Raw genomic sequence first — 4854 nt, 5'->3', positions numbered from 1 at the left:
ACAGACGTACAGGGAGTTACCGGGCTCATGGGAGTTACCGGGTCGGCTGTAGGGCAGGCTCGGTCCCGGTAGCCATCGGCGGGGTCGTGGCCGTGAGCGCGGAACCGGCCCCGCCGGGTCACCGGTCGGAGCGCCACAGCCGCCGGAACAGCTCGTAGTTCTCCCACGGCTGCGCCGTAGCGGCGCTACCCTGGCGCGGGACAGGCGACGGGCGGACGAACGTCACGGACGCTCCCGGGGCGCGGCGGTGTCGAGCAGCCGCGCGAGCCGTCAAGGCGAACCCGGCATGAGGCCCGCGGCGCAGGGAGGATTCCGACGATGACAGGCGGCTTCGCCCACCAGGCGAACCGGGTCGCCCCGGCCCGGACGCTGCCCACCCTCGACATCGCTCCCTTCCGGACCGGCGCCACGAACCGAGGTGAGTTCCTCGCCGCCCTGCGCGAGGCCTGCCACGGCCCGGGGTTCTTCTACCTGACCGGACACGGCGTCCCGGCCTCGCTCACCACCACGATCCTCGACGTGAGCCGCCGGTTCTTCCAGCTGCCCGAGGCGTCGAAGCTGGAGATCGAGAACATCCACTCGCCGCACTTCCGCGGGTATACCCGGCTCGGGCACGAGATCACCCGGGGCCGCCCCGACCTCCGCGAACAGATCGACATCTCCGATGAGCGCCCGGCCCGTGACCTCGGCCCCGACGATCCGGTCTACCTGCGCCTCGACGGTCCCAACCAGTGGCCCGCGGCCCTGCCCGAGGTGCGTGACACCGTGCTCGCCTACATGGCGGAGCTGGGCCGGCTGGGCCGGATGCTGGTCCGGGCGTTCGCCGAGTCGCTGGGCCTGCCCGCCGACCACCTCGACCAGACCTTCGCCGACGAGCCGCGCTCGCACCTGAAGCTGATCCGGTACCGACCGGCGCCGCCCGGCTTCGGCGACGGCTACGACCAGGGAGTCGGGGCGCACAAGGACGGCGGCTTCCTCACGTTCGTCCTCCAGGACCACGTCCGCGTGCTCCCGGAGCGGGCCCCGGCCGGCGGGCCGGGCGAGCCGGGCGAGCCGGCGGTGGGGGCGGCCGGCCTGCAGGTGGCGGACGGGGCCGACGGCTGGATCGACGCGGTCCCGGAACCCGGCGCGTTCGTCGTCAACATCGGCGAGATGTTCGAGCTGGCGACGCGGCGCTACTACCGGGCGACCGTGCACCGGGGCGTCAGCCCACCATCGGGCCACGAGCGGGTGTCCGTGGCGTTCTTCTTCGGGCCGCGGCTGTCGGCCACCCTGGAACCGGTTCCGCTGCCGGGCGAGCTGCTCCGGCAGATCACCGACGCGCCCCCGCCCGATCCGCACAATCCGGTCTTCGCCCAGCACGGGGTGAACACCCTCAAGAGCTGGCTACGCAGCCATCCCGAGGTGGCGCGGCGCTACTACGCCGACGCCGACGCCGAGCACCCCAAAGGACCCAAAGGAAAAGCCCTGTGACGACGATCCCCCCGGGTCGGAGCTTCGAGACCCGGCAGCTCCACGCCGGAGCCGCCCCGGACCCGGCGACCGGCGCGCGCGCCGTGCCGATCTACCAGACGACCTCCTTCGTGTTCGACGACACGCGGCACGCGGCCGAGCTGTTCTCGCTGGCCGAGGTCGGCTTCACCTACACCCGGGTCGTCAACCCCACGCAGGACGTCTTCGAACAGCGCATCGCGGATCTGGAGGGCGGGGTCGCGGCCCTGGCGACCGCCAGCGGCCAGGCCGCCCAGTCCCTGGCGGTGCTGAACCTCGCCGCCGCCGGGGCGCACCTGGTGTCGTCGACCTCGCTGTACGGCGGGACGTACGCGCTGTTCAGGAACACGCTGGCGGAGTTCGGGATCGAGACCACCTTCGTCGACGACCCGGACGACCTCGACGCCTGGCGCGCGGCGATCCGGCCGAACACCGCCGCGCTCTACGGCGAGACCATCGGCAACCCCCGTGGGAACGTTCTCGACGTCGCCAGGATCGCCGAGGTGGGGCACGCCGCGGGGGTACCGCTGATCGTGGACAACACCCTGGCGTCGCCGTACCTGAGCCGCCCTCTCGAACACGGCGCCGACATCGTGGTGCACTCCGCCACCAAGTTCATCGGCGGGCACGGGACGTCGATCGGCGGTGTCATCGTCGACGGCGGGCGTTTCGACTGGGGCAACGGCCGTTATCCGCGGTTCACCACACCGGATCCGGCCTACCACGGCCTGGTCTTCCTCGACGCGTTCCCAGAGACCGCCTACATCGTGCGGGCCCGCGCGCGGCTGCTGCGCGACCTGGGCCCGGCCCTGTCCCCGATGAACGCCTTCCTGCTGCTCCAGGGGCTGGAAACGTTGTCGCTACGGATGGAGCGGCACAGCGCGGGCGCGCTGCGGGTGGCACAGTGGTTGTCCGAGCGGGACGAGGTGATCTGGGTCGCCTACCCGGGCCTGGCGTCGAACCGCTGGTATCCGGCGGCCCGGCGCTACCTGCCCGATGGTGCCGGCGCCGTGCTGGCCTTCGGTATCCGCGGTGGTGGCGCCGCCGGGCGGGCGTTCATCGAGGCCCTCGAACTGCACAGCCATCTCGCCAACGTCGGGGACGTCCGCTCGCTGGCAATTCATCCGGCGTCCACGACCCACGCCCAGCTCACCCCCGCCGAGCAGGCCGACAGCGGGGTGAGCGAGGAGCTGATCCGCCTGTCGGTCGGCATCGAGGGGGTCGACGACATCCTGGCCGACCTGGAGAAGGGCTTCCGCGCGACCAAGGGGCGCTGACCGGATTCAGCATCCGCCGCACTGCGAAGAGCCCAGTATTTCACTAGCTCTATCGACAAACTCTACTTACCCCACTAAGTTTGCCTACTAGGTTTGTCAGATCAGCCGCTTGGCTGATGGTTGACCGAGCTGTCACGAGCGCCAACGTTCAGCCCTGGCTTGTTGACCGGCAACCCTCGTTCGCGAAGGGGTGCCCCGGATGAGGACACGGCCGTGCCCCCGGGTGCGGCAAGCGCGGGCCCGTACTCCCGGGCCTGAGCCGAGGGAGCTATGAAGCGAGCCGCTGGCGGTGCAGGGGGTTCGCCGCGCCGCGCGCCGGGCCCGCGTCCTCGAACTGATCGAGCAGGTCGGGCTGGACGAGAGCGTGCTCGACCGCCGGCCGCGCCAGCTGTCGGGGGGCAGCGCCAACGGGTCGCGATCGCCCGGGCGCTCGCCCCGCGACCGCGGGTCATCATCTGCGACGAGCCGGTCTCCGCCCTCGACGTCTCCATCCAGGCGCAGGTGCTCGACCTGCTGGCCGATCTGCAGGCGCGGCTGGGGATCTCCTACGTCTTCATCTCCCATCACCTCGGCGTGATCTACCACGTCAGCGACCGGGTCCTGGTGATGAAGGACGGGCGGGTCGTGGAAGCCGGAGACGTCGAGGAGCTGTTCGCAAACCCCCGCCACGAGTACACCCGCAGCCTGCTCGCCGCGCTCCCCACCCTCGACGGCGCGGCGCTGCGCCCCCGGCCCGCCGACGACGGTGCCGCCGGACAGCCACAGTGAGAGACGAGCCGACCGACCTGAAAGGTTCGCGATGAGTGAGATCCCATTGGCCGTCCTCGACCTCGTCCCGGTCAGTGATGGCGGCACGAACGGCGAAGCACTGCGCAACACCGTCGATCTGGCCCGGCGGGCGGAGGAATTCGGGTACGAACGCTACTGGTTCGCGGAACATCACCTCAATCCCGGCGTCCTCGGCGTCTCCCCCGCCGTCGCCATCGCCCTGGTGGCCGGAGCGACGAGGACCATCCGGCTCGGGTCGGCCGGGGTGCAGGCCGGACACCGCACCCCGCTGTCGGTGGTTGAGGAGTTCGGCCTCATCGACGCCCTGCACCCGGGCCGCCTCGACCTCGGGATCGGACGCTCGCCCAGCCGGCCGGCCCCCGGGCCCGGCGGGCCGGTGAACGACCCGGCAGCCGAACGAAGCCTGATCTCGGCGGCGGCGGCCTACTCCGCCGGGCTCGGCGGGGCGGACCACAGCATCGAGCAGCGGGCCGAGAACGGCCTGCTGATCCCCAATCGCTACGACTTCCGCGGGCTGCTCGGCTCGTCGCGGCTGGGGCTGATGCTGTCGCTGCTGCAGCAGCCGAGCGCCTACACCCCGGACTACGCCGAGCAGATCGACGACGTCCTCGCGCTGCTGCGCGGAACCTATCGCTCGGCCGACGGCCTCCAGGCGCACGCCTACCCCGGTGAGGGCGCGAACGTGCAGGTCTGGATCCTCGGGGCATCCGGCGGATCGAGCGCCGCCGTCGCCGGCGAGCGCGGGCTGCGGTTCGCGGCCTCCTACCACCACAGCCCCAGCACCGTGCTCGATGCCGTCGACGCCTACCGGGCCGCGTTCCGGCCGTCGGCGGAACTCGCCGAGCCGTACGTGTCGGTCTCGGCGGACGTCATCGTCGGGGAGGACGATGCGAGCGCCGCACGGCTGGCCGCCGGCTACGGCCTGTGGGTCCGCAGCATCCGTTCCGGCGCCGGGGCCATCCCGTTCCCCAGCCCGGAGCAGGCCGCGGCGCACGCCTGGAGCAACGCCGACCGCGCGCTCGTCGAGGACCGGGTCACCACCCAGCTCGTCGGGTCCCCGCGAACCGTCGCCGACCGGCTCGAGCAGCTGGCCCAGGCGACCGGAGCCGACGAGCTCGCCATCACCACGATCACCCACCAGCACGCCGGCCGGGTGCGGTCCTACGAGTTGCTCACCAAGGAGTGGCGCCGACGCCGGGCGTGAGTAGGCCGGGATCGCACCTGCCCAGGTCTCCCCGGCCTCATCCGGCCTCATCCGGCCTTTCCCGGCCTCCCAGGCCTCTCCTGACCTCCCTGA

General features: G+C 71.9%; 3 protein-coding genes, 1 pseudogene and 1 riboswitch. All 4 genes and pseudogenes read left to right on the top strand.

Going from position 1 to position 4854, the window contains the following annotated elements; all coding sequences use genetic code 11:
- Positions 1-318 precede the first annotated feature (318 nt).
- The 4 genes and pseudogenes from ACY5KJ_RS15275 (at position 319) to ACY5KJ_RS15260 (ending at position 4761) form a co-directional block, all read left to right on the top strand.
- Positions 319-1473 carry an isopenicillin N synthase family dioxygenase gene (locus tag ACY5KJ_RS15275; RefSeq protein WP_462188808.1) on the top strand — a complete coding sequence of 385 codons (1155 nt, stop codon included), beginning with the start codon at positions 319-321 and terminating at the stop codon, positions 1471-1473.
- Positions 1470-2768: a bifunctional o-acetylhomoserine/o-acetylserine sulfhydrylase gene (locus ACY5KJ_RS15270; protein WP_462188809.1), complete on the top strand. Its 1299-nt coding sequence runs from the start codon at positions 1470-1472 to the stop codon at positions 2766-2768. The genes ACY5KJ_RS15275 and ACY5KJ_RS15270 overlap by 4 nt, the downstream gene beginning before the upstream one ends.
- Positions 2769-2898: 130 nt before the next feature.
- Positions 2899-3009, top strand: a riboswitch (SAM riboswitch).
- 36 nt (positions 3010-3045) lie between these two features.
- Positions 3046-3536, top strand: a pseudogene (locus ACY5KJ_RS15265) (ATP-binding cassette domain-containing protein); the annotation flags it as partial.
- 31 nt (positions 3537-3567) lie between these two features.
- On the top strand, positions 3568-4761 hold the full coding sequence (locus ACY5KJ_RS15260) for an LLM class flavin-dependent oxidoreductase (RefSeq protein WP_462188810.1): 1194 nt from the start codon (positions 3568-3570) through the stop codon (positions 4759-4761).
- Positions 4762-4854: the final 93 nt, after the last annotated feature.

It is taken from the genome of Frankia sp. CcWB3 (assembly GCF_977927595.1).
Note: the sequence above shows the minus strand (reverse complement) of the source record. Positions and strands in the feature narration are given on the sequence as shown.

Coding starts and splice junctions, on each gene's coding strand:
- ACY5KJ_RS15260 (WP_462188810.1), top strand. CDS start 3,568: ATGAGTGAGATCCCATTGGCCGTCCTCGACCTCGTCCCGGTCAGTGAT.
- ACY5KJ_RS15275 (WP_462188808.1), top strand. CDS start 319: ATGACAGGCGGCTTCGCCCACCAGGCGAACCGGGTCGCCCCGGCCCGG.